The following is a 24,290-nucleotide window of genomic DNA, read 5'->3' as shown; positions in this document are numbered from 1 at the left end:
CTGGACTCATGCTCGGAGATCTCACGGAGCGCGACCGCACGATCCTCGCCCTGGAGGTCGCTTGGCCACGCCATGGATCGGCCAAGGAAGAGGTCATCCGAGCTCAGCTCGGGATGAGCGCCGCCCGCTACTACCAGCTCCTCGGACGCCTGATCGAGTCGGAGGCCGCCCTGGAATACGACCCCATGCTGGTGCGGAGATTGCGCCGGATCAGGGATTCACGCGCCAGGCAGAGGTCGGCTCGGATACCGGGCTTCGTCGGCTGAAGCGACTCGAGGAAGGCTCTCGGAACGAGCAGTGCCGCGCCGGAGAACGGATTGCCAGGAAGGTGCCGCTAGCATCGAGGGGTGTCCAAGCCCTCCCGCGATCGCTTCGATGACGTTCCCCGTTCCACCGGACGGGTGGGAGCGCATCGCGCCGAAGCTCCGGGAATGAACGGCTGGGTCGTGCTGCTGTGGTCCTTCGTCGCCGCCCTGGTGCTCATCATCGCCGGCATCTTCGGATCGCTCGTGGTCATGGGACGCATCTCGCTCTTCCCCGAGGCCGCTCCCAGCGCCGTTCCCACCCCGGTGGAGACGGGCGTGGTGGACACCTCCATCTCCGTGATGATCCTCAACGGCACGCCGGAGGAAGGGCTCGACACCCAGATGCGCGACCTGCTCATCAACAACGGGTGGGCGTCGGAGAACGTCTTCGCCGGTGACAGCTCCAGCCAGGACTTCGCCACCACGACCGTGTTCTACGTCAACGACGAGGACGAACTCGCGGCGATCGGATTGGCGAACGTGCTCGGTGGAGCGGCCGTGCAGCAGAGCGACTACTACTCGGGTCAGACCGAGGAGGGCAACAAGCAGTTCACAGTGGTCATCGGCCTCGATCGATCGAGCTCAGCCGGCGAGACGCCCACCCCCTGACCTCGGCCGGTGCCGTACCTCCGGCGGCTTGCACTCGAAGGTGTCGAGTGCCAGAATGGCGTTAGCACTCTCTCACTCTGAGTGCTAAACCCAACGTCTACGTCCAGGAGGGACGAAAAAACTCATGGCAAAGATCATTGCTTTCGATGAGGAGGCCCGCCGCGGCCTCGAGCGCGGCCTGAACATCCTCGCCGACGCGGTCAAGGTCACCCTCGGCCCGCGCGGCCGCAACGTCGTTCTCGAGAAGAAGTGGGGCGCCCCCACCATCACGAACGACGGCGTCTCCATCGCCAAGGAGATCGAGCTGGACGACCCGTACGAGAAGATCGGTGCGGAGCTCGTCAAGGAGGTCGCCAAGAAGACCGACGACGTCGCGGGTGACGGCACCACGACCGCCACGGTCCTCGCTCAGGCGCTGGTCCGCGAGGGTCTGCGCAACGTCGCAGCCGGCGCCGACCCCATCTCGCTCAAGCGCGGCATCGAGAAGGCCGTCGCTGCGATCACCGAGGAGCTGCTCGCCAGCGCCAAGGAGATCGACTCGAAGGAGCAGATCGCCGCCACGGCTTCGATCTCCGCCGCTGACCCCGCCATCGGCGAACTGATCGCCGAGGCGATCGACAAGGTCGGCAAGGAGGGCGTCGTCACCGTCGAGGAGTCGCAGACGTTCGGTACCGAGCTCGAGCTCACCGAGGGCATGCGCTTCGACAAGGGCTACCTGAACCCCTACTTCGTCACGGACCCGGAGCGCCAGGAAGCGGTCTTCGAGGACCCGTACATCCTCATCGCGAACCAGAAGGTCTCCAACATCAAGGACCTGCTGCCGATCGTCGACAAGGTGATCCAGGACGGCAAGGAGCTCGTCATCATCGCCGAGGACGTCGAGGGCGAGGCTCTCGCGACGCTCGTGCTGAACAAGCTCAAGGGCATCTTCAAGTCGGTCGCCGTCAAGGCTCCGGGCTTCGGCGACCGCCGCAAGGCGCAGCTGCAGGACATCGCGATCCTCACGGGTGGCCAGGTCATCACCGAAGAGGTGGGCCTCAAGCTCGAGAACGCCACGCTCGACCTGCTGGGTCGTGCGCGCAAGGTCATCGTCACCAAGGACGAGACCACGATCGTCGAGGGTGCGGGCGAGGCCGACCAGATCGAGGGTCGCGTCACGCAGATCCGTCGCGAGATCGAGAACACCGACAGCGACTACGACCGTGAGAAGCTCCAGGAGCGCCTGGCGAAGCTCGCCGGTGGCGTGGCGGTCATCAAGGCCGGTGCCGCGACCGAGGTCGAGCTCAAGGAGCGCAAGCACCGCATCGAGGACGCCGTCCGCAACGCGAAGGCAGCCGTCGAGGAGGGCATCGTCCCCGGTGGTGGCGTCGCGCTCATCCAGTCGGGCACCAAGGCCCTCGACGCTCTCTCGCTCTCGGGCGACGAGGCGACGGGCGCGAACATCGTCCGCGTCGCGATCGAGGCTCCGCTGAAGCAGATCGCCATGAACGCCGGGCTCGAGCCGGGCGTCGTCGCGAACAAGGTGTCCGAGCTCCCCGCGGGCCAGGGCCTCAACGCAGCCACGGGCGAGTATGTCGACATGTTCGCCGCCGGCATCATCGACCCGGCGAAGGTGACCCGCTCCGCGCTGCAGAACGCAGCGTCGATCGCGGCTCTGTTCCTCACCACCGAGGCCGTCGTCGCTGACAAGCCGGAGAAGACTCCTGCTCCGATGGGCGACCCGTCGGGTGGCATGGACTTCTGATCCTGCACTCATGACAGAACGCCCCCGGCTTCGGCCGGGGGCGTTCTGCGTTCACGGCGCGTGTCAGCGGAAGAGGCTGGCGGAGTACTGATCGGCGTCCGCGTACTGGGTGGCGACGGAGCCGAGCGAGGTGCCGATCGATTCGAGGACCTGTTCCACGTGGATCTGTGCGCCCTGCCACTGCTCAGCGCAGTTCTGAAAGGCGTTGGACGCGGTGCCCGACCAGGTCGACTGCAGCTGCCGGAGCTGAGACATCAGGGTCGCAGACTCGCTCTGGAGGCGCTCGATGGTGGCGCGTGTCGCACCGTGAGCGGCGTGGACGGCTTCGGTGTCGACGGTGAAGACAGACATGGGAACTCCTTCTCGTAGGGGTTCCGAGGCTAGGCGGGGCTCGGCCGGATGAAGACGCACCAGGGGGCCGGGCACCGCGTCCTGTGCGCAACCCGGGGAACGCGACCCTCCGTGCAGTGACGTCAGGGGAGGTCGACGCGATCGAGTGGCTGCGTGTCTTCCAGGAGGTGCGCAGGCGTTGCTCGTGCCGGCGCGAGCGGAAGCGTCACGGTGAACGTCGCGCCGCCGCCCGGGGTCTCCGACACGTCGACACCGCCGTGAAGCGCCTTCAGGATGGACGCGACGATCGCGAGTCCGAGGCCGGAGCCGCCGGTCTCCCGCGCGCGTGAGGTGTCGGCTCGCCAGAAGCGCTCGAAGATCTGCTCCCGGATCTGCGGCGGGATGCCTTCGCCGTGGTCGACGATCGCGATGCTCGCTGTGCCCGCGGCACGGTCGGAGTCGACGACGATCTCGATGGGGCCGTCCTCAGGGGAGAACCGACGCGCGTTGCCCAACAGGTTCGTCACCACCTGGCGCACCTTGTTCTCTTCGCCGAGCACGATCGGGGGAGTGCGCACAGGGAGGTCCGGAACCTCGGTGAAGTCGATCACCGGAGCCTTCTCCTGCTGACGGGACCGGCGGCGAAGGCGGGAGAGCGTGGCGCGGGAAAGCCCGCGGGGGGTCGGCTGCTCGGGAGGTTGAAGGGGCGGGATCTCATGCAGGGGGATCACGGTCTTGCTGTCGGCCGTCCGGTCGATCACCGTGACGGTCCGACCGGGGGCAGCGGCACGGAGGTCGAGCGCTGCATCCCGCGCGATCGGGCGGAGATCGAGCGGCACGATCTCGGGCTCGCGCTCCTCGTCCAGCCGCGCGAGCGCAAGCAGGTCCTCCACCAGGACGCCCATCCTGATGGCCTCCTTCTCGATGCGCTCCATGGCCCGAGCGGTGTCCTCCTCGCCCTTGATGGCACCCATCCGGTAGAGCTCCGCGTAGCCCCGCACGCTCACCAGCGGGGTGCGCAGCTCATGGCTCGCATCACCGATGAATCGCCGCATGTGCTGCACGGTGCGGTCCCGTTGCGCGAGTGAGGCGTCGACACGGTCGAGCATCGTGTTGATGGCGGTGTTGAGGCGACCGACCTCCGTCGTCGGTTCGAGGTCGGTCAGCCGCTGACGGAAGTCGCCGGCGGCGATCGACATGGCCGTGGCCTCGACCTGACCCAGACGGCGGAACGTGAGCGTGACGAGCCCGCGGGTGAGGAGCGCGGCGATCAGGATGGTGATCAGGGCGATCGTGATGTAGATGCCGAAGTACTGACTGATGATGCGATCGGCGGGCGCGAGGGGGAGGGCCACCAGCTGGATGCGCAGGACCCCGCCCTCCGAAGGGACGACGGCGACCGCGGCGTGGAACAGCTCCCCGTCGGCTCCGGTCATCTCGAGCGGGATCTGATCCGTGTTGGCCGTCGCCTTGGCGAGCGAGTACTCGGACGGGAAGAGGGGAGCCTGGCCCGAGGTGCCGCGAGCGGTCGCACGCAGTTCGCCCGTCGCATCGTAGATCGCGAAGGAGAAGTCGCGCGGCTGCTCGTCGCGCGGGCTGTACGTGGTGACGCCGTCGACCGTCACCGAGTCGAAGTAGCGCTCGACCAGATCGCTCGACACCAGAGCGGGCAGCTGCGCGTCGATGTTCGCGACCAGGGCGTTGCGCAGGATCGGCACGGTGCCGATGCCGGCGATGAGCAGTCCGAGCGCGAGCACCGCGACGGTGACGCCGGTGACCTTCGCGCGAAGACTGATGCGCCGCCACCAGCTGGTGACCGCATCGGGCTTGTGCGCCATGCGGTCCTCCTCGGTGCGGCGACACCACCGTGAGACGGTGGCGGTGATGGTGCGGTGGTCGTCAGACCGTCTTGCCGACCTTCAGCATGTATCCGAAGCCGCGCTTGGTCTGGATGAGCGACTCCTCGGTGTGCGGATCGATCTTGCGGCGCAGGTACGAGATGTAGCTCTCCACGATGCCGGCGTCGCCGTTGAAGTCGTACTCCCACACGTGGTCAAGGATCTGCGCCTTCGACAGCACGCGGTTCGGGTTGAGCATCAGGTAGCGGAGCAGCTTGAACTCGGTCGGGCTCAACTCGATCGGCTCCTTGCCGACGTGGACGTCGTGCGTGTCCTGGTCCATGGACAGCTCGCCGGCGCGGATGATCGACTCCTCGTCGGCCTGCATCGTGCGGCGGAGGATAGCCTGTGCCCTGGCCACGATCTCGTCGAGGCTGAAGGGCTTCGTGACATAGTCGTCCCCGCCCGCGTTGAGGCCCTCGATCTTGTCGTCGGTGCCGTCCTTGGCGGTCAGGAACAGGATCGGCGCGGTGAACCCGGCGCCACGGAGACGCTTCGTCACGCTGAAGCCGTTCATGTCGGGCAGCATGACGTCCAGGATGATCAGGTCCGGCTCCTCTTCGAGGACGGCCGAGATCGTCGCGGCGCCGTTGGCGACCGTCTTCACCTGGAATCCGGCGAAGCTGAGACCCGTGGAGAGCAGGTCACGGATGTTGGGTTCGTCGTCGACGACCAGGATGCGCGGAGCAGTCATGTCCCCATTATGGTGACTCCGGCCATGTGGATGCTGACTATTGTGCGGAACGGCGTCGACTCGCGCGTTCGCGCCGGCCTTCGTGAGCCGTGTATCGGCATCGGGGAACGGGATCGTCCCGCGGTCGGATGCGTCGCATAGCCGGACCCGGGAGGATCGAGGTATGAGCTCTCACGAGGACGACGTCGCCGCCCCCGAAACTCCCGCCGCACGGGCCGATCGCCCCGACGGGGAGGAACTCGCATACCATCGGCTGGCACACCTGCGGCCACGGTATCGCTGGTGGCGCATGCTGCTCACGGGGCTCGTCGGCATCGCTCTCTATGTCGTGATCCTGCTGATCGTGATCGTGCCTCTCGCGATCATGTCGATGTTCATCCCCGGGTGGCGCGTCGAATCAGAGGTGCTCCTCAGCACCACGCAGTTCTTCGATCTCGATCGGCCCTGGCTGCTCGTCGCGCTGGTTCTTCCCCTGATCCTGATGATCCCGGCGCTGCTGCTGGCGTCACGCCTCATCGAAGGGCGCGGGGTGGGACTGCTGTCCTCCGTGACCGGGCGCCTTCGCATGGCATGGCTCGGGAAGAGCCTGCTGCTGGCCCTGGCGGTGTTCCTCGTCTATTTCGCCGTCGTGTTGGGCTGGTCGGCGCTGAGCGGCGACGCGGTGACCGCCGACTTCTCCCACCCCGGGCTGTGGACGATGGTGCTGCTGGTCCTGCTGCTGATCCCGTTGCAGGCTGCCGCCGAAGAGTATGTCTTCCGCGGGTACCTGATGCAGTTGGTCGGTGGCTGGCTACGCCATCCTGCCTTCGCCATCCTCCTGCCCGTGCCGATCTTCGTCCTCGGTCATGGGTACGACGTGTGGGGTGCGGCCAGCGTCGGGATGTTCGCGATCGTCGCCGCATGGCTGACCTGGCGAACGGGGGGCCTCGAGGCGGCGATCTCGCTGCACATCGTGAACAACGTGCTCATCTTCCTGCTCGGCTCCGTCACGCTCGTCGATGCCAACGCGACCTCGGGAACGGCTGTCGATCTGTTCGCCTCGGCACTCGCGATGGTGATCTACGCCGTGCTCGCCGACCGATGGGCTGCGCGACTCGGGATCGCGCGGACAGCGTGGCGCACGACTCCGGTGCGCGCGTCAGAGACCCATCAGCCGTCAGGGACCCATCAGCCGTCGGGGACCCACCAGCTGGGTGCGGTGCTCCACGGACGCGTCGCACGCGGGTGACAGGGGAGCGTCAGGCGGCGATCGCGTCGGAGTCCATGATCGTGTAGCTGTACCCCTGCTCGGCGAGGAAGCGCTGACGGTTCTGGGCGTAGTCCTGGTCGATCGTGTCGCGGGCCACGAGGGTGTAGAAACTCGCGGTGTGCCCCGACTGCTTCGGACGCAGCAGACGGCCCAGACGCTGGGCCTCCTCCTGACGCGATCCGAACGATCCGGACACCTGGATGGCGACCGATGCCTCTGGCAGGTCGATCGAGAAGTTCGCGACCTTGGAGACCACGAGCAGCGAGATGTCACCCTCCCGGAACGCGCGGTACAGCTCTTCGCGCTCATCGACCGGGGTCGCACCCGTGATCTGCGGGGCGTTCAACGCCTCGGACAGCGATTCGAGCTGGTCGAGGTACTGCCCGATCACGAGGATGCGCTCGCCCTCGTGCTTGGCGATGAGCTCGCGCACGGCTGCGACCTTCGCCGGCGCGGAGGCCGCGAGGCGATAGCGCTCGTCGTCGGTCGCGGCGGCGTACTCCAGACGGTCGCTCGGCGGCAGGTCGACCCGCACCTCGTAGCAGGCGGCGGGCGAGATGAAGCCCTGCGCCTCGATCTGCTTCCAGGGGGCGTCGAAGCGCTTCGGCCCGATCAGGCTGAACACATCGCCTTCGCGACCGTCTTCACGCACCAGGGTGGCGGTGAGGCCGATGCGACGACGCGCCTGCAGGTCGGCGGTGAGCTTGAACACGGGGGCGGGAAGGAGGTGGACCTCGTCGTACACGATGAGGCCCCAGTCGAGGGCGTCGAGCAGTGCGAGGTGCGCGTACTCGCCCTTCCGCTTCGCCGTGAGGATCTGATAGGTGGCGATCGTGACGGGCTTGACCTCCTTGGCCTGCCCGGAGTACTCGCCGATCTCCTCGGGGGTGAGGCTGGTGCGCTTGAGCAGCTCGTCGCGCCACTGCCGTGCCGAGACGGTGTTCGTCACGAGGATGAGGGTCGTCGTCTTGGTCGCTGCCATCGCTCCGGCACCGACGATCGTCTTGCCGGCGCCGCAGGGGAGCACGACCACGCCCGAGCCGTCCTTCGAGAACGCGTCGACGGCATCCTGTTGGTAGGGGCGGATGTGCCAGCCGTCCCCGGCGAGGTCGATCTCGTGGGGAGTTCCCGGGGTGTAGCCCGCCAGGTCTTCCGCCGGCCAGCCGATCTTCAGAAGCTCCTGCTTGATCTGGCCGCGTGCCCATGCGTCGATGACGAAGGTCTCGGGGGTCGGGTGCCCGATGAGAAGGGGCTGGATGCGCTTGTTGTTCGCGACCTGTGCCAGCACGGCGGGATCGGAGGAGCGCAGGATCAGGGTGCCCTCGTCGTCGCGCTCGATCACCAGCCGGCCGTAGCGGTTCACCGTCTCCCGCAGGTCGACCGCGACGGACGGCGGGACCGGGAAGCGGGACCAGCGATCGAGCGTCTCGAGCATGTCCTCTGCGGTGTGCCCTGCGGCGCGGGCGTTCCACAGACCGAGCCGCGTGATGCGGTAGGTGTGGATGTGCTCGGGAGCGCGTTCCAGCTCGGCGAAGATCGCCAGTTCGTGGCGGGCGCTCTCGGCATCGGCGTGGGCGACTTCGAGCAGCACGGTGCGATCGCTCTGGACGATCAAGGGGCCATCAGACATAGCTGACCAGTTTAGCGGTCGCCCGATGCGCAGGGCCTCATGGGGCGACGATCGTCGCTGTGAGGATGCTCGAAACCGGCAGCGTGCGTTCGACGTCCGCTGCGCGGTCTCGTCCACGGAGTCTGCCTCCACCGAGGCCCGTCGCCTCCAGGAGCAGGTCCCTGGTCGACCCGTCCGGCATCCCGACGGTGACCTTGAGGACGGACTTCGCCCGCACCGCAGCTTCGAGTTCGCGATCGAGCCATGCCGCATCGGCGTCAGGCCCCTGGTGTGAGCGCAGGCGCGCGATCAGAGGAGCCAGTCCGGAGGAGTCGTCGGTCGACGCCGGAGCCGGCGGCGCTGGGTGTCGTTCTCTGACCAGGAGAGCGCCGTCGGAGCCGACGAGTGTCGCCGGGTATCGCGCATCGGTGAGCGCCCAGTACACGGTGTCGCGACCGACGCGGGTCGTCAACGAGTCGACGTGCGCAGTGAGACCGAGTGGGCGCAGCGTCTGATCGACGGTCATCGCCTGGAGGAGATGGCTGTCGGCGCTCTCGATGCGCGTGCGGCCTGTCTCGTCGTCGGTCGAGACGCGGACCAGGCCGTGTCGCTGGGCGGTCTGGGTGAGGAGGTAGCTGAGGGGCTGCGGGATGCCCGTGAGCGAGACGGAGGAGAGGAGATCGAGGATCGACTGCTCCGTCTCGCCGACGACGAAGGCGTGCGCCACGGATTCGGCGGTGAAGCGGTAGGACGATGCCTGCGCGGCGGACTCGCGGACGGCGATGGTGCGCAAGCGCACGTCGAGCGCGGGCTCCAGCGGGCCGGGTGCGATCGCCGTCAGATCGTTCTGCAGGAAGATGCGATCGACCTCGGCGGGCAGCAGGGCCACGAGTGCGCCGGCATCCGCGGGACCTCCGCTTCGCAGGCTCACCGCCCACTCCGGTTCGGTCCCATCCTCCGCGATCAGTCCGAGAAGCGCTGCCGCCTCCTGCATACCCCGAGAACGATCGGGCCACGCGGGGTCCCACGGATGGGCGAGAGGCCACAGCTGAGGGGGGATCCAGCCACCGGTCTGGGAACGGACGCCGCGGGGGAGAGCGTCGCGGAACGCCGTCGCGAGGACGGTCCAACGATCCGCCGCGGACGAGCGCAGCCAGCTCTCGGCGGAGAGGCTCGACCGCAGCCGCCGGTCGGTCGACACGGCGAGGCCCGCCTGGAGGGCGATCGCCGCGAGAGCGTCGACGATCTCCGCGGGCACTCCGGCCTCGGCGAGCTGGCGCTTCTCGCCGGCGCTCACACCGCCGCCGGTCAGGAGGGCGAAGGGACTCTCCCGCGCGATCAGCAGCACGTCGGCGAGCACGGCGACCGTCGTGAAGGCGCGCTCGGCGGCATGGGCTGCCGCGGATGCAGATGCAGGAGCGACGGTGGGGACCGGGGTCGTCGGAGGGGCTGAGCGGCCTGCGAGGGCGGCCGTGACCGGCGGATACGGCGACCCATCGGGCCGCAGCAGCGCGAGTGCTGTCAGCGCCTCTCGTTCGGGCCCGGCGTCCCCTCCGGAAGCCGCCGTGAGGAGCGCGGTCGCCTCGATCGCGGTCAGCGACGGGAGGACGCGGGAGATCGAAGCGGGGTCCAGGAGCGCTTCCGCGGCATCGAAGAAGTCCTGCCACGGGGCGTCAGAGCGCACCCCACGCGCGGCGAGGAGTCTGCAGAGCTCATCGTCGCTCGCCGCAGCCAGCCAATCCGCCAGCGGTCGCGCGTGAGTGCTCATGGCCGATGCCTCATGAACGCGAAGACGCGCGGCCCTTCCGGATGAAGCTCATCGTGAGGAGCGCGATGATCATGAGGAAAGCGACGGGCAGGCCCCAGTAGGGGATCGCCGCGACGATCGGCCAGAGGCCCTCGCCGAACGCGGTCTGATCCATCCCGAGCGCGGTCCCGATGATGATCGCGAAGAAACAGACCACCGATGCTGCCGCGATTCCGAGCGCGGTGAACGCCAGGATGCGATCCAGCCGCCGGATGGGAACCTCCGGTTCGGAATTCTTCGTGCTCATCCGCTCCAGCCTACTCGCACCGCGGCCTTCGGCTTCGCGCGCGTCGTGACCGGTAGGCTGGGGGCACGCGCATGAGCGCGCCCACTGTTCTGCACGACGATCCCAGCGAGGTTCTCCCATGCCCACCGGCAAGGTCAGGTTCTACGACGAAGACAAGGGTTTCGGCTTCATCGCCAGCGATGACGGCCAGGATGTCTTCCTGCACGCCTCCGCGATGCCGGCCGGCACCGCGGTGAAGGCCGGTGCGCGCGTGGAGTTCGGCGTGGCCGACGGCAAGCGCGGGCTGCAGGCACTGTCAGTGCGCGTGCTCGAGGCGCCTCCGAGCCTCTCCAAGGCCAAGCGCAAGCCGGCCGACGACATGGCGATCATCGTCGAGGACCTCGTGAAGCTCCTCGACGGCATCGGCGGAGACCTCCGCCGCGGTCGCTACCCCTCCTCCGGTCAGGGCCGCAAGATCGCGGCCGTCCTGCGTAAGGTCGCTGATGACCTCGAAGCCTGACGCCGACGCGCGTCTCTTGGACGCCCACGATCTCGCGCTCGCCGCGCTGGCCGAGATCACCCCGGCGTCCACCGTCGGCCCCGCCGCCGGATACCTCGCGGAGGAGGACGGGTCGGTCTCGTTGCGCTTCGAGAACCGGCTGGCCGGCTACCCGGGGTGGTACTGGACGGTGACCGTCGCCCGCGTCGAGGATGAGGAGCCGACGGTGCTCGAGGTCGAGCTCCTTCCCGGCGATGGCGCCCTGCTGGCTCCGGAGTGGGTTCCGTGGGCCGAGCGCCTGGCCGAGTACCGCGCGCACCAGGTCGAGCTCGCTGAAGCGGCCGCGGCTGCCGGCGACGACGTGGTGACGGACGACGGCGGACTCGAGGACGACGAAGACGGCGGGCTCGACGACGACCTCGACGACGATGATGACGATGATGAGGGGGACATCCTCCACGCCGGCGACGTGGACGGTGTGGACATCGACGAACTCGACGAGGGCGCTGTCGACGACGAGTCCGTCGCGTCGGAAGAGGATGAGTCCGAGGACGACGACGCCGACGCCCTCGATGAGGACGCCGGCGAGGTCGACGAGGAGGAGTGACCCCGGGCGCTCAGCCGCCCAGGTTCTCCAGCACGTATTCGATCGACCGGGTCAGCTGACGCACGTCGTCGGGTTCGATCGAGACGAAGGTCGCCACCCGCAGCTGGTTGCGCCCGAGCTTGCGGTACGGCTCCGTGTCGACGATGCCGTTCGCCCGTAGTGCCTTCGCGATCGCTGCCGCGTCGATGCTGTCGTCGAAGTCGATCGTCGCGACCACGGGGGAGCGGTGCGCCGCGTCCGCCACGAACGGCGTGGCGATGGACGAGGCTTCGGCCCAGTCGTAGAGGACGGCGGACGACTCGGACGTGCGCGCCGCCGCCCATGTGAGGCCACCGTTGTCGAGGATCCAGCGAAGCTGGCTGTCGAGCAGGTGCAGGGTGGTGAGCGCCGGGGTGTTCAGCGTCTGGTTCAGCCGCGAGTTGTCGACCGCGTTCTTCAGGCTGAGGAACTCGGGGATGTAACGACCCGAGGCGGCGATGCGCTCGATGCGCTCCACGGCAGCGGGCGAGACGGCGGCGAACCACAGACCGCCGTCGGAGCCCAGGTTCTTCTGCGGCGCGAAGTAGTAGACGTCGGCCTGAGCGGCGTCGAAGTCGATACCACCGGCGGCGCTCGTCGCGTCGATGACGGTCAGCGCGCCTTCAGCGGCGATGCGTCGGATCGGGGCCGCGACGCCGGTCGAGGTCTCGTTGTGCGGCCAGGCGTAGACGTCGACACCCTCCACGGTCTCTGCAACGGTCAGCGAACCGGGCTCGGCCTTGCGCACATCGGGGGCTTCGAGCCAGGGAGCGCCGGCGGCGGCGGCGAACTTCCCGCCGAACTCGCCGAAGACGAGGTTCTGGCTGCGCTTCTCGATCAGTCCGAAGGCCGCCGCGTCCCAGAAAGCGGTCGAGCCGCCGTTGCCCAGGACGATCTCGTATCCCTCCGGCAGGCGGAACAGAGCCGCGAGCTGCTCGCGGACGCTGCCCACGAGGTTCTTCACGGGTGCCTGACGGTGGGATGTGCCCAGGATCGAGGCTCCCGACGAGAGCAGCGCCTCGAGCTGCGCAGGGCGCACCTTGGAGGGACCGCAGCCGAAGCGGCCGTCGACGGGCAGGAGGTCACGGGGAATCTCGATCGCCATGCGTCGATTCTAGGGGGCGCTCGGCGTGCCGCAGGACTGCTCGCGAGTCCGATGTCGCCGCGGGAATGTAGGCTTGCCTAAGAACCTCGGAGGGCCCGCACATGACCGATCTGATCGACACCACGGAGATGTATCTCCGCACCATCCTCGAACTCGAGGAGGAGAACATCGTTCCGCTGCGCGCGCGCATCTCCGAGCGTCTCGGCCACTCCGGCCCGACGGTCTCGCAGACGGTCGGGCGCATGGAGCGAGACGGTCTCGTGATCGTCTCGGAAGACCGCACACTCGAGCTCACCGACGCCGGTCGGCGCAAGGCGGTCGACGTGATGCGCAAGCACCGTCTCGCCGAGCGCCTGCTCTCCGACGTGATCGGACTCGACTGGGCCTTCGTGCACGAAGAGGCGTGCCGCTGGGAACACGTCATGAGCGAGCAGGTCGAGCGTCGCCTCGTCGAGCTGCTCGGACATCCGACGGAGTCGCCGTACGGCAACCCCATCCCCGGACTCGATCAGCTCGGCGATCTGCCGGCGCGCACCTTCGACGAAGGCGTCATCGGACTCGTCCAGCGCCTGAACGCCGCCGGCGAGCCCGTCGAAGGCACGGTGCGTCGTCTCGCCGAGCCGGCTCAGGTCGACCCTGAGCTGCTCGAGCAGCTGCGCGATGCCGGAGTCGTTCCCGGAGCGCACGGTGACTTCCGCTTCAGCGAGGGCTACGTCCTCATCCAGATGGACGGCAAGGACGATGGACTCGAGCTTCCCGTCGAGCTGGCCTCGCACATCTTCCTGGTCGGCGAACCGGCCTGATCCCGCGAGAATTCGCGGGTGCGATCGGCGTGGAAGGAGAGCGGCGTCGCCCTCTCCGAGAATTGCCAGTTTCCCAGGGTGACATGATCGTTATCTTCCGGTAACCTCGGTCAGGTCGCCAGCGAAGAAGCCCGCTGGAGATGAACCCGCTGAAGATCGCCTTCCAGGCTCGTCGTCTTCACGGCAAGAACGCACAAAGTACCCGAGCTACATTCGTGCCACGAGAGCAGAGTGCCGACGAGCCAGCGCTGACCCGAACAGCGTGAGGGCCCAGGAGGACCAAGTTTTGGCCGCAGACATCGAATCGCCCGCGAAGAAGACATCTGAAGAAGCAGTACCCGCCCGCCGCACCGGCGCGCGAATGAGTGCTCGAAAGGCCGTCAAGCCTCTTCGATCCATCGCCATCTTCGGGGCGGTCGGTGCGCTGGTCGCCGGCATCGCTCTGCCCGCGTTCGCCTCGTCGAAGCCGAGCGAAGCAGCGCCCACGACTCTCCAGCAGCTCGCCGCCGTCGATGCGCAGTCGCTCGTCGTCGCCTCGCAGGCGACTGCTGCTCCGCTCGCGCGCGGCACGTTCAGCGCGACCACGCCCGAGGAGATCGAGAAGAAGAAGGCAGAAGAGGCTGCTGCCGCCCGTGCAGCCGCTGCTGCCGCGACCGCCTCCGCGGCCGGCACCTCCTCCTCGCGCTTCAACACCGCGGGCTACGCGCTCACGTCGCCCGGCTCGGGCGAGGTGCGCTATCCGCTCCCCATGGGATCCTGGAACGTCAGCCGCACGGTCGGCGGTGGCCACAACGGTGCAGACATGCTCGCTCCGGCCGGCACGCCGATCTACGCCGCTGCTGCCGGAGTGGTCCGCGCATCGGCCGAGAGCATCGGCGGCTACGGTGTGGCGGTCATGCTCGACAGCGTGGTCGGTGGACAGCGTCTGCAGACCACCTATGGTCACATGCTCTACGGCTCGCGTCAGGTTCAGGTCGGGCAGTCGGTGTCGGCAGGACAGCTGATCGGCTACGTCGGCAGCACCGGTCGCTCCACCGCGAACCACCTCCACTTCGAGGTCTGGATCAACGGCGGGCTCGTCGAGCCCATGTCGTGGCTGTCGGTCAACGCCGGCTGATTTCCAGACACGCTCCGCTCCATTCACCTCCCGTTTCGCCCTGCACCCAGGGAGATGGGTTAGCCTGATCCCGTTGTCGTACAGGTGGGAGAGGCTGATGGAGCGAATACCGAGCATCCGAACCATGGATGCCCTCGGTCGTCACGTCCTTCTGCATAGCCCGCAGGGATGCCACGGCGCTGCCGTGCGCGAAAGGCGCTGTCTCTAGACGGCGCCTTTTTTCGTCCTCGCGATCGATCTGCCTCCTGCGCGACCTCGTGTGAGTCGAGAGTGCCGGGAAGCCGTCCCGGCGGATCGAGAGGATGACGAATGCGCACACTGGTCCTGAATGCCGGATACGAGCCGCTGGCGATCGTGTCGTTCAAACGCGCCCTGGTGCTCGTGATGAACGACAAAGCCACCGTGATCGAACGCGTCGAGGAAGACCCCGTCTGGGGCTCGCACGGCGTCTACGACCGCCCTGCGGTCATCATCCTGGCGCGCTACGTGCGCGTCCCCACCAGCAGACGCGTGCCCGTCACCCGGCGCGGCGTGCTCCGTCGTGACGATCACCGGTGCGGCTACTGCGGGAAGTCGGCCTCCACGATCGACCACATCCTGCCCCGTTCTCGCGGAGGAGCTGATTCCTGGGAGAACCTCGTCGCGTGCTGCTTGCGGTGCAACAACGTGAAGAGCGATCGTACGCCTCAGGAGATGCGCTGGCAGTTGCGCTTCACCCCTCGACCCCCGCACGGCACCGCCTGGACGGTGCGCGGGACGGAACGCAGCGACCCGCGGTGGGAGCCGTATCTCGCGCTGGCGGCGTGACGAGGGCGGCACGACATGCAGAAGGGGAGCCGTCGCCAGGACGGCTCCCCTTCTGCATGTCGTGCCCGCGACAGGATTCGAACCTGCGACCTGCCCTTTAGGAGAGGGCTGCTCTATCCCCTGAGCTACGAGGGCGTGCATCCAGTCTAAGCGACCGGATGCACGCCGCTGCGTCTCCGTCGTCCCCGCTGTGGTTCAGTCTTCTCCGCGACGCCACAGCTTCGACGGCCACCAGATCGCCTTGCCGATGTCGTAGGTCAGTGCAGGGACCAGCAGGGAGCGCACCACGAACGTGTCGAGGAGCACGCCGAAGGCGACGATGAAGGCGAGCTGCACCAGGAACAGGATCGGGATCACCGACAGCGCGGCGAAGGTGGCCGCGAGCACGAGGCCGGCCGAAGTGATCACCCCACCCGTGATCGAGAGCCCTCGCAGGATGCCCTCCCGCGTCCCGTGCGCCTTCGACTCCTCACGGACTCTGGTCATCAGGAAGATGTTGTAGTCGATGCCGAGCGCCACCAGGAAGACGAATCCGAACAGCGGGACGGCAGGGTCGGCGCCCGGGAACTGGAAGATCCCGTTGAAGACGAGCGCCGAGACTCCCATCGCCGTGCCGAAGGACAGCACCGTGGTGAGGATCAGCAGCACCGGCGCGAGGATCGAGCGCAGCAGCAGCATCAGGATCAGCATGATCACGACGAGGATGACGGGAATGATGAGGTTCCTGTCGTGGATCGATGCGTCGTTGGTGTCGATCGAGGTCGCCGTGACACCGCCGACCAACGCATCCATGGCATCGAGGTCTTCGCGAAGCTCTCGCACGGTCGAGGCCGCGGCCTCGGAATCCGCCGCATCGGTCAGGGTGCCCTGAAGCAGGACATCGCCCTTCACGGTGGTCGGTTCCGGGGCGGGCGTGCCGGGAGGGCCGACGGCCGTGATGCCGTCTTCCGTCACGGGTGCCGAACCACTCGGGGAATCGGCCGCGGTGACCGTGACGCCATCGACGCCGTCGTTGGCGAGGAGCACATCGGCCGCGTCCTGCAGCTGACCCTCCTTCACGACGACGTACACGGGGCTTCCGGATCCGCCGGGGAAGTGCTCACCCAGGGCCACCTGGCCGTCGCGCGCTTCGGACGCGCCGAGCACCAGATCGGACTGCGGTACGCCGTCGGCGTCGAGCTGCGTGATTCCCGCCGCCCCCGCGAGCAGCACGAGCGTCGTCACGATCCAGATGACCCGAGGGCGGCGCTTGATGAGGCCGGCGAGCCGCGCCCACAGGCCCGTGGTGCGCATGCCGTGCTCAGCGGCCACGACCTCGGGTTCGAAGCGTGGGCGCCGCGGCCAGAACACGGCGCGACCGAAGAGCAACAGCAGCGACGGGAGCAGCGTCAGCGCCGAGAGCATCGCGAACACGATGCCGATCGCCGCGACCGGTCCCAGAGTGCTGTTGGATTTGAGGTCGCTGAGCAGCAGGCACAGCAGGCCGGCGATCACGGTGCCGCCTGAGGCGACGATCGGCTCCACCGAGCCCTTCCACGCCGCCATCACCGCGGTGCCCTTGTCCTGAGCGACGCGCAGTTCCTCCCGGAAGCGAGCGACGAACAGCAGGGCGTAGTCGGTGGCGGCGCCGATCACGAGGATGAACAGGATCCCCTGGGTCTGGCCGCTGAGGAGCAGCACCTCGAACTTCGCAAGCCACCAGACGACCAACAGCGCGACGCAGAGCGCGAAGAGGCTGGTGGACAACACGACGAGAGGAAGCAGGAACGACCGGTAGACCAGCACCAGGATCACGAGAACGGCAAGGAGCGCGACACCGAGCAGGAGCCCGTCGATACCGGCGAAACCGGCCACCAGGTCGGCGCTGAAACCGGCGGGTCCCGTGATGTAGACGGTGACCCCCTCCGGCACGGCGGCGCGCAGCTCGTCGCCCAGGGCCGTCGTCACATCCGCGAGCTCGGCGTCGGAGTCGATCGGGATGAACGCCTGCACCGCGCGTCCGTCGTCGGAGGGGAGCGCGGGAGAGACGTCGCCGCCGACGCCCTCGACCGTCGGCGCATCCGCGACGGCGGCGGAGATGGCATCGAGCTCGGCAGAGGTCAGCTCGTCGTCGGCGGTGAACACGGCGATGGCCGGGATCGAGTCGCTGTCGCTGAATTCGCCGAGAAGCTTCTGTACCTGCGTCGCATCCGCCGATTCCGGGAGATACGTCGTCTGCTCGTTGGACGACACCTCGTCGACCTTGCCGAACAGCGGTCCGCCCAGCGACGCGCCCACCAGCCACACGAGGATCAGGGCGACGGGGAGGAAGACGCGCACCCAGGAGTGCCGTCGAGTGCGCTCTCTCGGCGGCGGGGTCTGCGCGGTGTCGGGGCGGGACATCGGGGGTCCTTTCGGGGGTGCTTCGGAACGGGCGGTCAGGAGATCCAGGCGAGGATGAGGATCATCGTCGCGAGGAAGCCGGCGAAGTAGTTGAGGGCGATGAAGCGTCGCCAGGCGCGGTTCGTGGAGGCGGAAGTCGCGTCCGTCACGTTCCACCACGGTGCTGCATTCACCACATAGGGCAACGCGAGGACGGCAGCGAGCGGGCCGGGCCACGGAGTCCACAGCATGGCCGTGCCTGCGATCACCCACAGCGCGAGCGACAGGCGTACGGTCGCCCGTGCACCGATGACCGTGGCGATCGAAGAGATGCCGCCCGCCCGGTCGGGGCCGATGTCCTGCACGGCGCCGAAGGCATGGGCGGCCATCCCCCAGAGGAAGAACGCGCCGAGCGTGACGACGGTTCCCGTCGTCGCCGACGCTCCGGCCAGGGCGAGGCCGACGATCGCGGGACTGACGAAATGTGTGCTGGAGGTGACGGAATCGAGGAACGGGCGCTCCTTGAATCGGAGGAACGGCGCGGAGTATGCGATGACCGCGAAGACGCTCACCGCAAGCCAGGCCGTCGAGGCCGGGTTCCCGACGATCACGAGGTAGACGAGGAAGGGGATGTTCGTCGCCGCAGCCGCCCACAGGGTCGCTCGATGGATGCGGGGTGCGAGCAGTGCTCCCTCGATGCCTCCCTTGCGCGGGTTCGCCAGATCGGAGGCGTAGTCGAACACGTCGTTGATCCCGTACATCGCGAGGTTGTAGGGGATGAGGAAGTACAGGGTGCCGAGCACGAGGGTGAGGTCGATGTCGCGCGTGCTCAGGAGGTAGGCGGCCGCGAACGGGAAAGCCGTGTTGATCCAACTGATCGGACGCGACGACAGCACGATCTGGGCGATGTCCCGTGCGATGCCGTTCGACGGCGCGGTGGCTCCGCTCAACGTCGTTCCTCCTCATCTGTCGGTGTCCGCCCGCGGGACCGCCGAAGGGCGCGCATCGCGGTCCACGCGGCCGGAAGGAGCAGAGCACCTGCGAGCGGGTAGGCGAAGTCCTCGATCGGCGCGAGCCCGACGTGCACTCCGAGCAGCGGATCCTGGGCGTAGTGGAACAGCCCGCTCGCGATCATCACGGTGTCGAACGCGGCGGTGAGGAGGAAGAGCACGAGGACGGTCAGGAGCACGGATGCGGGGCGTGGTCCGCGACCGCGGGACGCGAGCACGAGCGCCGCGCCGGCAACTGCGGAACCGGCGACGAACCAGGCGGAGAGCTGGAGGTAGGTCATCATCGCTCCCTCTGTGCCCTTGTGCGTGCACGGAGTCGGGCGAGCACACGCGTCGTCCCGGTGTAGATGATCATGGTGCAGACGACGAGGAACAGCAGGAAGACGGGTTCCTCGATGGGCAGCTCGGGAGCGAGCACCAAGCCCGTCGCGATCGCTCCGTCGCCGCGGAAGAAGATCCCGTTCGCGATCCCGGCCACGTCCCACACGAGGAAGAACACGAGGCCGAGGGCCGTCACGACGGCAGCGGAGACCGCGTCGCGCCAGAAGAAGAGCCGGAACCGCCAGTCCAGCAGCAGCATGCAGCCCAGCGACACCAGGAGGGCCGCCAGATACACCGCACCCATCAGGACGCCTCCGTCCCGACGGGGGAGTGTGCGGGAACGGGGAGCGGCCCCGGCGAGTGGTCGCCCCTGATGCGTTTGAGGACGACCTCCGCGCTGATCAGACACATCGGAACCCCCACGCCCGGTGCCGTCGTGGCGCCGGCGTAGAACAGACCCTGCACGCGCTTGGATGCGTTCTGGGCGCGGAACATCGCACTCTGCGAGAGGATGTGGGCCGGGCCCAGCATCCCGCCGCGCCAGGAGTGATAGTCGTCACGGAAGTCCGCGGGCCCTGTCGTCTGCCGCACGACGATCCGCTCCCGCAGGTCGGGGATGCCCGCCCAGGTCGCCACCTGATCGATCGCCGCGTCGGCCGCGCGCTCGACCGCAGGGGATCCGTGTCCGTCGGCCCCACCGTTGCCGAGATCGACGTCGGCGGGCACCGGGATCAGGACGAACAGGTTCTCATGGTCGGCGGGAGCGACGTCGGGGTCGGTCGCGCTCGGCCGGCAGACGTAGATCGATGCCGGGTCCGGCACCGTCGGGGCGGAGCCGAAGATCGCGTCGAAGTTCGCGTCCCAATCGTCGGTGAAGAACAGCGAATGGTGGGGGAGCTCGGGCAGCGCGCCGCGTACGCCCAGCATCACGAGGATCCCGCCGGGTCCGCTGGTACGTCGCGCCCACCACGATTCCGGATAGGTCTGCAGCGAGGCAGGGAGCAGGGCGGTCTCGGTATGGTGCAGATCGGCTGCTGAGACCACCACGTCGGCGCTCTCGACGTGGGAGGCACCGGACTCGTCGAGCCAGCCGACGCCGGTCACGTGCGTGCCGTCGGCACCGTCCTGCGTGCGGATCCCGGTCACCTGCGCCTCGGTCACGATCCGTGCTCCCGCATCGCGTGCGAGTGCCTCGATCCGTTCGACCACGCGCCAGAATCCGCCCTGCGGGTAGCTGACGCCCTGATCGAGGTCGAGCGCACTCATGAGGTGGTACATCGCGGGAGCGCTTCGGGGATCGGTTCCGAGGAACACCGCGGGGTAGCCCAGGATCTGGCGCACGACAGGGTGGTCGAAGCGCCGCGCGGCGTAGGACTGCAGGCGTGTTCCGAGCAGGGCGCCCAGTCGGGGCAGAGCGCGGACCACCTCCGGCGCGAGAAGCGACCGCATGCGCGTGAACGGGTTGTAGAGGAAGTACTTCCGGGCCATCGCTCCGGCATCCTGCGCGGAGTCGAGGTACGCGTCGAGCGCTGCCGTTGAGCCGGGTTCGAGCGCTTCGAACAGCCGTGTGACCTCTTCCCGTCCTGCGGGCACGGTCACCGGTGTCGGGGAGGCATCCACCGCTCCGGGCGCTCGGAACACGCGGTAGCCCGGATCGAGCCTGACCAGGTCGAGCTGCTCGGCGGTCGTGGTGCCCATCATCTCGAAGAAGTGGTCGAAGACCTCCGGCATCAGGTACCACGATGGGCCGGAGTCGAAACGGAACCCGTCGCGTTCGATCGTCCCTGCTCGGCCACCGACACGATCGTTCTTCTCGAGCACGACGACGTCGTGTCCGTCCCGTGCGAGCAGTCCTGCCGTGGCGAGACCGGCAACGCCGGCGCCGATGACGACCACCCGGCTCATCGGTCGCGCTCCAGCGCTGTGACGAGCACGGATCGAGCGGCGAGGACGGCCTTGATCGGATCGGGAACGCGGACCCGGCGCCGGTAGAGGACGTCGACGGGAGTCGTCGACACCCGCCGAGTGAGCGCGGCGAACAACGCCAGGGCACTGCGAACCGCGGCGCGCGCGTCCTTGGGCAGCAGCGGGATCGCGGCGCGCGCGTCGGCCAGCTGCCCGAACACGGTCTCTACCCACGCGTCGCGATCAGCGTCGGTGAGACGCGCGCTCCCGCCGAGGTAACCGCGGTGCAGGCGGTCGGTGTCGTCCGCGAGGTCGCGCAGGAAGTTCACGTTCTGGAAAGCGGCGCCGAGCTGCCGTGCCCCGTGCCGCAGGATCTCCTGTTCCTCCCGTGTCCGCTCGGCGTCTCGGAGGAACACCTGCAGACACATGAGCCCGACGACCTCAGCGGAGCCGTAGACGTAGGCCGCATGGGCGTCGATGTCATACGCGGCGAAACCGGAGTCCGCGTCGATGTCCGCACGCATCGAGTCGAAGAACGGCTGGGTCAGGTCCTCGCCGATCGCGCACTCTCGCGCCGTGCGAGCGAACGCATGCAGGATCAGGTCGCTGCTGTAGCCGCTGCGCATCGACCGATGGGTCTCCGCGATGTACGAATCGAGGGCGGCTGATTGTGCCGTGACGTCAAGGCCGGCCTCCGCAGCCACACCGTCGACGATCTCGTCGGCGATGCGGACCATCGCGTAGATGTTGCGCACGTGCTGCCGATGGCGTTTCCCGAGCAGGCGGCTGGCGAGTCCGAACGACGTCGAGTACGTGCGGATGACATCGGTCGTGGCGATCTCCGCCGTGCGGTTGAAACGTCGGAGTGCGGTCTCATCGCGGTGGCCGGATGGGGTGGTGCTCATCGGCGGCGACTCCCGACTCGGGAAGCGAGGCTCCGAATGGCCTCTGCCGCCGTGGTGGGGACCAGGCCCGCGGATTCCGCGTCGAGAAGCGCGGCATCGGCGGCATCGAGATGCTCCTGCACCAAACCCTCGACGAAGGCCTCGGAGCCGCATGCGCGCAGTCGGTCGCGAGCAGCCGCGGCGTCCGCCGGGCTGAGGTCGGTCCGTCCGAAGTGCAGCTCGATCCCGTCCCATTCGCTCGTCATGCGCGCGTAAGCGATGATCGCCGTCTCCTTGCCCTCTCTCAGATCGGAGAAGGGGTCCTTGCCGTGCTCTTCGGGGTCGCCGAACACCGACAGCAGGTCGTCCTGCAGCTGATAGGCGAGTCCGAGGTTCCATCCGATCGCCGTGAGGTGCTCCTCGGCAGCGGTCGACGAACCCGCGAGCACCGCAGCGGCGCGCAGCGGCAGGACGAAGGAGTAGGTCGAGGTCTTGTACGCGCTCGTGGAGAGGATCGTCCGCAGATCGGGAGCGATGATGCCGTCGCTGAGTGCGACGTCGGTGTGCTCCCCCGCCACGGTCTCGAAGATCGTCTCTTCGAGCAGGCCGAGCAGGCGCTCGCGAGACTCTGCGGCGACCTCGGCGCGCGCGAAGCCCAGCACCGCCGACGACAGGAGCAGATCCCCGAGGAGGATCGCGCTCGAGCGCGCCCAGTGCAGGGAGGTCTCGGTCGGTCCTGCGGGGCGGGATGCCGCGAGCGCTCCGATCAGATTGGGTCTTCTGCGCCGCGTGAGGTCACCGTCGATCACGTCGTCGTGGAGGAGGAAGGCGTAGTGGAGAAGCTCGACGTGGGCGGCCACCTCGATCGCGGACTGCGTCTCGGCGATCGTCAGCGGCGCGGGTGCCAGCGCATGCGTGAGATCGAGGAGCAGGCGGGGACGGATCAGCTTTCCCCCGAGAGCGTGTTCCTCGGCGGCCCGCCACAGTGCGACGAACTCGCTCCCGTAACGCTCGGCCGCTGTGCTTCTCTCGGAGAACCGGTGGCGAAGTGCCTCCTCGATCCGGGTGCTCAGCGATTCCTCGGTGGTCGTCGCGCTCATCGGTCACACCTCGCCGCGTTGACGTAACAGGGGCAGCTGCTCGACCAACCACGGACTGAAGGCGAAGGGCGCATGCGCCACGGCCTCGATCAGCGGATCCACGTCGACCCACGTCCACTCGGACACCTCATCGGGATTCGCCGTGGGGTCGGCGTCGAGGACGGCGACGTGCACTGGACAGATCTCGTTCTCGACGATCCCGCTCGCATCGACGGCGCGGTACCGGTAGTCGGGGAGCGCGGTGCGGATGTCCGACACCTGGATGCCGAGTTCCCCGCGACCGTGGCGAAGCACCGCATCGACCATGGCCTCATCCGGTCGCGGGTGGCCGCAGAAGCTGTTGGTCCAGACACCCGGCCACGTCTTCTTCGTGAGCGCCCGGCGGGTGATCAGCAGGCGACCGTCACGGTCGAAGACGTAGCAGGAGAAGGCCAGGTGCAGGGGAGTGTCGCTGGTGTGGACTTCGCTCTTGGGGAGCGTTCCGACAGCCGTCCCGTCTTCGGCGAGGAGGGTCACGTCATCCACGGCATCTCCTTGGCCTCGAGCGTTCCCGATTTAGCTAACTTGGTGAGTAGTCAACTTAGCATGAAACTGTTGGTGTGTAACATGATCGCATGGACTCGGAGCCCGGCACCACCCCGAACGCGGGCGCGCAGGAGTCGTCCCCCGCGCCGGGAGCAGGGGTGAGTCCGACGGGCGAGGCGCCGGACGGGCTCATCCACACCGCGATCTACGACGTCGAGGCCAGCGACCCCCGCAGTGTCCTGATCGACCGCACAGGCGTGCCGCCCGAGGAGCTGAAGCAGATCGCGCAGGTCATGGAGTCGTTGGCAGGGCTGCGCGAAGCGGAGCAGACCCTCTCGCAGGCCTCGCGCCGGTACATGCGCCTGAACGAGACCGACATGCGCGCGTTGCACTATCTGATCGTGTGCGCGAATCGAAACCTCGTGGCCACTCCGGGGGGCATCGCCCACCACCTCGGCGTCTCCACCGCGGCGACCACGAAGCTTCTCGACCGCCTCGAGCAGGGAGGGCATATCGCCCGCGCTCCGCACCCGACCGACCGCAGGGCGTTGCAGATATCCATCACCCCGGAGACTCGGCATGCGGCGATGGAGACGGTGGGTCGGCAGCAGGCGAAGCGGTTCTATTCCGCCGCTCGCCTGACGCCGGCCGAAAGGGAAGTCGTGATCCGCTTCCTCACGGATATGACCGAGGAGATCACGCTTCGGGACGAGCCCTGGCTGCAGGAGGGCGCGTAACAATTACCCCGAAGGGGGTG

25 protein-coding genes and 1 tRNA gene are annotated in these 24,290 nt (G+C 68.0%); 10 read left to right on the top strand and 16 right to left on the bottom strand.

The annotated features are described in order from the left end of the window. Positions 1-8 precede the first annotated feature (8 nt). The 3 genes from ABRP18_RS13095 to groL all read left to right on the top strand — a co-directional run bounded on the left by ABRP18_RS13095 (position 9) and on the right by groL (position 2,658). The gene (locus tag ABRP18_RS13095; protein ID WP_046746544.1) at positions 9-266 is read left to right on the top strand and encodes a DUF3263 domain-containing protein; all 258 of its coding nucleotides are present in this window, start codon (positions 9-11) and stop codon (positions 264-266) included. 81 nt (positions 267-347) lie between these two features. Then, complete coding sequence (locus ABRP18_RS13090; RefSeq protein WP_307723494.1) at positions 348-914, top strand: LytR C-terminal domain-containing protein; 567 nt, start codon at positions 348-350, stop codon at positions 912-914. A 124-nt stretch (positions 915-1,038) separates the two neighbouring features. Further along, positions 1,039-2,658: a chaperonin GroEL gene (gene groL / locus ABRP18_RS13085; protein WP_058631003.1), complete on the top strand. Its 1,620-nt coding sequence runs from the start codon at positions 1,039-1,041 to the stop codon at positions 2,656-2,658. Between the two features lie 63 nt (positions 2,659-2,721). Here the strand turns inward: groL and ABRP18_RS13080 are convergent, their stop codons facing one another. From ABRP18_RS13080 to ABRP18_RS13070, 3 genes are all read right to left on the bottom strand, one after another. Beyond that, positions 2,722-3,009 carry a WXG100 family type VII secretion target gene (locus ABRP18_RS13080; protein ID WP_058631004.1) on the bottom strand — a complete coding sequence of 96 codons (288 nt, stop codon included), beginning with the start codon at positions 3,007-3,009 and terminating at the stop codon, positions 2,722-2,724. Between the two features lie 122 nt (positions 3,010-3,131). Then, positions 3,132-4,826, bottom strand: a complete 1,695-nt coding sequence (locus tag ABRP18_RS13075; RefSeq protein WP_349884799.1) for a HAMP domain-containing sensor histidine kinase — start codon at positions 4,824-4,826, stop codon at positions 3,132-3,134. Between the two features lie 61 nt (positions 4,827-4,887). Continuing rightward, a complete protein-coding gene (locus ABRP18_RS13070) occupies positions 4,888-5,580 on the bottom strand; it encodes a response regulator transcription factor (RefSeq protein WP_017828926.1) in 693 nt (230 codons plus the stop codon). Positions 5,581-5,743: 163 nt separating this feature from the next. Between ABRP18_RS13070 and ABRP18_RS13065 the strand changes: the two genes are divergently transcribed. Beyond that, positions 5,744-6,808 carry a type II CAAX endopeptidase family protein gene (locus ABRP18_RS13065; RefSeq protein WP_349884798.1) on the top strand — a complete coding sequence of 355 codons (1,065 nt, stop codon included), beginning with the start codon at positions 5,744-5,746 and terminating at the stop codon, positions 6,806-6,808. 10 nt (positions 6,809-6,818) lie between these two features. Here the strand turns inward: ABRP18_RS13065 and ABRP18_RS13060 are convergent, their stop codons facing one another. The 3 genes from ABRP18_RS13060 to ABRP18_RS13050 are packed head-to-tail and all read right to left on the bottom strand — an operon-like array spanning position 6,819 to position 10,492. Then, on the bottom strand, positions 6,819-8,459 hold the full coding sequence (locus ABRP18_RS13060) for a DNA repair helicase XPB (RefSeq protein WP_349884797.1): 1,641 nt from the start codon (positions 8,457-8,459) through the stop codon (positions 6,819-6,821). 37 nt (positions 8,460-8,496) lie between these two features. Then, on the bottom strand, positions 8,497-10,206 hold the full coding sequence (locus ABRP18_RS13055; protein WP_349884796.1) for a helicase-associated domain-containing protein: 1,710 nt from the start codon (positions 10,204-10,206) through the stop codon (positions 8,497-8,499). A gap of 10 nt (positions 10,207-10,216) precedes the next feature. Next, positions 10,217-10,492, bottom strand: coding sequence for a hypothetical protein (locus tag ABRP18_RS13050; RefSeq protein ID WP_046746551.1), 276 nt, complete (start codon positions 10,490-10,492; stop codon positions 10,217-10,219). Between the two features lie 118 nt (positions 10,493-10,610). Between ABRP18_RS13050 and ABRP18_RS13045 the strand changes: the two genes are divergently transcribed. Together ABRP18_RS13045 and ABRP18_RS13040 are read left to right on the top strand one after the other, a co-directional pair. Further along, a complete protein-coding gene (locus tag ABRP18_RS13045) occupies positions 10,611-10,991 on the top strand; it encodes a cold-shock protein (protein ID WP_045263389.1) in 381 nt (126 codons plus the stop codon). Next, complete coding sequence (locus ABRP18_RS13040; protein WP_349884795.1) at positions 10,975-11,577, top strand: DUF3027 domain-containing protein; 603 nt, start codon at positions 10,975-10,977, stop codon at positions 11,575-11,577. The genes ABRP18_RS13045 and ABRP18_RS13040 overlap by 17 nt, the downstream gene beginning before the upstream one ends. A 10-nt stretch (positions 11,578-11,587) precedes the next feature. On the opposite strand, the gene serC is transcribed toward ABRP18_RS13040, so the two are convergent. Beyond that, positions 11,588-12,700, bottom strand: coding sequence for a phosphoserine transaminase (serC, locus tag ABRP18_RS13035; RefSeq protein ID WP_193761515.1), 1,113 nt, complete (start codon positions 12,698-12,700; stop codon positions 11,588-11,590). Between the two features lie 101 nt (positions 12,701-12,801). Here serC and ABRP18_RS13030 point away from each other — a divergent pair, with 101 nt between their 5' ends. The 3 genes from ABRP18_RS13030 to ABRP18_RS13020 all read left to right on the top strand — a co-directional run bounded on the left by ABRP18_RS13030 (position 12,802) and on the right by ABRP18_RS13020 (position 15,427). Then, positions 12,802-13,503 (top strand): metal-dependent transcriptional regulator, encoded by a 702-nt coding sequence (locus tag ABRP18_RS13030; protein WP_045263392.1) that lies wholly within the window; start codon positions 12,802-12,804, stop codon positions 13,501-13,503. A gap of 361 nt (positions 13,504-13,864) precedes the next feature. Beyond that, positions 13,865-14,620: a M23 family metallopeptidase gene (locus tag ABRP18_RS13025; RefSeq protein ID WP_046746555.1), complete on the top strand. Its 756-nt coding sequence runs from the start codon at positions 13,865-13,867 to the stop codon at positions 14,618-14,620. A 309-nt stretch (positions 14,621-14,929) separates the two neighbouring features. Then, entirely contained in the window at positions 14,930-15,427 is a 498-nt protein-coding gene (locus tag ABRP18_RS13020) for an HNH endonuclease (RefSeq protein ID WP_045263393.1), read from the top strand. Between the two features lie 62 nt (positions 15,428-15,489). On the opposite strand, the gene ABRP18_RS13015 is transcribed toward ABRP18_RS13020, so the two are convergent. From ABRP18_RS13015 to idi, 9 genes are all read right to left on the bottom strand, one after another. After that, positions 15,490-15,562: transfer RNA gene (locus ABRP18_RS13015), tRNA-Arg, on the bottom strand. A 60-nt stretch (positions 15,563-15,622) separates the two neighbouring features. Beyond that, the gene (locus tag ABRP18_RS13010) at positions 15,623-17,809 is read right to left on the bottom strand and encodes an MMPL family transporter (RefSeq protein ID WP_113681617.1); all 2,187 of its coding nucleotides are present in this window, start codon (positions 17,807-17,809) and stop codon (positions 15,623-15,625) included. A gap of 35 nt (positions 17,810-17,844) precedes the next feature. Then, the gene (locus tag ABRP18_RS13005) at positions 17,845-18,738 is read right to left on the bottom strand and encodes a prenyltransferase (RefSeq protein WP_058631267.1); all 894 of its coding nucleotides are present in this window, start codon (positions 18,736-18,738) and stop codon (positions 17,845-17,847) included. Further along, positions 18,735-19,082, bottom strand: coding sequence for a lycopene cyclase domain-containing protein (locus ABRP18_RS13000; protein WP_308431887.1), 348 nt, complete (start codon positions 19,080-19,082; stop codon positions 18,735-18,737). The genes ABRP18_RS13005 and ABRP18_RS13000 overlap by 4 nt, the downstream gene beginning before the upstream one ends. Further along, positions 19,079-19,423, bottom strand: coding sequence for a lycopene cyclase domain-containing protein (locus tag ABRP18_RS12995; protein WP_127012508.1), 345 nt, complete (start codon positions 19,421-19,423; stop codon positions 19,079-19,081). The genes ABRP18_RS13000 and ABRP18_RS12995 overlap by 4 nt, the downstream gene beginning before the upstream one ends. Beyond that, complete coding sequence (gene crtI / locus ABRP18_RS12990; RefSeq protein WP_349884794.1) at positions 19,423-21,024, bottom strand: phytoene desaturase family protein; 1,602 nt, start codon at positions 21,022-21,024, stop codon at positions 19,423-19,425. The genes ABRP18_RS12995 and crtI overlap by 1 nt, the downstream gene beginning before the upstream one ends. Continuing rightward, a complete protein-coding gene (locus ABRP18_RS12985) occupies positions 21,021-21,929 on the bottom strand; it encodes a squalene/phytoene synthase family protein (protein ID WP_113681619.1) in 909 nt (302 codons plus the stop codon). Before ABRP18_RS12985 ends, crtI begins: the two co-directional genes overlap by 4 nt. After that, entirely contained in the window at positions 21,926-23,008 is a 1,083-nt protein-coding gene (locus ABRP18_RS12980) for a polyprenyl synthetase family protein (RefSeq protein ID WP_113681620.1), read from the bottom strand. The genes ABRP18_RS12985 and ABRP18_RS12980 overlap by 4 nt, the downstream gene beginning before the upstream one ends. A 3-nt stretch (positions 23,009-23,011) precedes the next feature. Next, positions 23,012-23,533: an isopentenyl-diphosphate Delta-isomerase gene (gene idi, locus ABRP18_RS12975; protein WP_058631261.1), complete on the bottom strand. Its 522-nt coding sequence runs from the start codon at positions 23,531-23,533 to the stop codon at positions 23,012-23,014. Positions 23,534-23,622: 89 nt separating this feature from the next. Between idi and ABRP18_RS12970 the strand changes: the two genes are divergently transcribed. Further along, positions 23,623-24,270, top strand: a complete 648-nt coding sequence (locus ABRP18_RS12970; protein WP_113681621.1) for a MarR family winged helix-turn-helix transcriptional regulator — start codon at positions 23,623-23,625, stop codon at positions 24,268-24,270. The last annotated feature ends 20 nt before the right edge of the window (positions 24,271-24,290 follow it).

The sequence above is a fragment of the Microbacterium sp. WHRI 7836 genome (assembly GCF_040223885.2).
GTDB lineage: Bacteria > Actinomycetota > Actinomycetes > Actinomycetales > Microbacteriaceae > Microbacterium > Microbacterium oxydans.
Note: the sequence above shows the minus strand (reverse complement) of the source record. Positions and strands in the feature narration are given on the sequence as shown.